This window comes from Tatumella sp. JGM130, assembly GCF_018257525.1.
GTDB lineage: Bacteria > Pseudomonadota > Gammaproteobacteria > Enterobacterales > Enterobacteriaceae > Tatumella > Tatumella punctata.
This window is the reverse complement of the sequence record NZ_JAERJS010000062.1, coordinates 2886-4309: the sequence shown is the minus strand read 5'-3', so window position 1 is coordinate 4309 and position 1424 is coordinate 2886. Positions and strand designations below refer to the sequence as shown.

At 53.3% G+C, this 1424-nt stretch carries 1 rRNA gene (only partly in view); it reads right to left on the bottom strand.

Features of this window, described 5'->3' with window-relative positions:
* Positions 1–21 precede the first annotated feature (21 nt).
* A 23S ribosomal RNA gene (locus JK211_RS16500) occupies positions 22–1424 on the bottom strand; it runs 1713 nt beyond the window's last position.

The window sequence follows — 1424 nt, the reverse complement described above, 5'->3', positions numbered from 1 at the left end:
GCAAAACGCCTCTGGCGTTGTAAGGTTAAGCCTCACGGGTCATTAGTACCGGTTAGCTCAATGCATCGCTGCACTTACACATCCGGCCTATCAACGTCGTAGTCTTCAACGTCCCTTCAGGACTCTCAAGGAGTCAGGGAGAACTCATCTCGGGGCAAGTTTCGTGCTTAGATGCTTTCAGCACTTATCTTTTCCGCACTTAGCTACCGGGCAATGCCATTGGCATGACAACCCGAACACCAGTGGTGCGTTCACTCCGGTCCTCTCGTACTAGGAGCAACCCCCCTCAATTCTCCAGCGCCCACGGCAGATAGGGACCGAACTGTCTCACGACGTTCTAAACCCAGCTCGCGTACCACTTTAAACGGCGAACAGCCGTACCCTTGGGACCTACTTCAGCCCCAGGATGTGATGAGCCGACATCGAGGTGCCAAACACCGCCGTCGATATGAACTCTTGGGCGGTATCAGCCTGTTATCCCCGGAGTACCTTTTATCCGTTGAGCGATGGCCCTTCCATTCAGAACCACCGGATCACTAAGACCTGCTTTCGCACCTGCTCGAACCGTCACTCTCGCAGTCAAGCTAGCTTATGCCTTTGCACTAACCTCACGATGTCCGACCGTGATTAGCTAACCTTCGTGCTCCTCCGTTACTCTTTGGGAGGAGACCGCCCCAGTCAAACTACCCACCAGACACTGTCCGCAACCCGGATTACGGGTCTACGTTAGACTATCAAACATTAAAGGGTGGTATTTCAAGGTTGGCTCCGTACGAACTGGCGTCCGTACTTCAAAGCCTCCCACCTATCCTGCACATCAAGGCTCAATAGTCAGTGTCAAGCTATAGTAAAGGTTCACGGGGTCTTTCCGTCTTGCCGCGGGTACACTGCATCTTCACAGCGATTTCAATTTCACTGAGTCTCGGGTGGAGACAGCCTGGCCATCATTACGCCATTCGTGCAGGTCGGAACTTACCCGACAAGGAATTTCGCTACCTTAGGACCGTTATAGTTACGGCCGCCGTTTACCGGGGCTTCGATCAAGAGCTTCTCCTTGCGGATAACCCCATCAATTAACCTTCCGGCACCGGGCAGGCGTCACACCGTATACGTCCACTTTCGTGTTTGCACAGTGCTGTGTTTTTAATAAACAGTTGCAGCCAGCTGGTATCTTCGACTGGCTTCAGCTCCGGGAGCAAGTCCCTTCACCTACGCGCCAGCGTGCCTTCTCCCGAAGTTACGGCACCATTTTGCCTAGTTCCTTCACCCGAGTTCTCTCAAGCGCCTTGGTATTCTCTACCTGACCACCTGTGTCGGTTTGGGGTACGATTTCGTGTTACCTGGAGCTTAGAGGCTTTTCCCGGAAGCAGGGCATTTGTCACTTCAGTACCGTAGTACCTCGTCATCACGTCTCAGCCGTACTC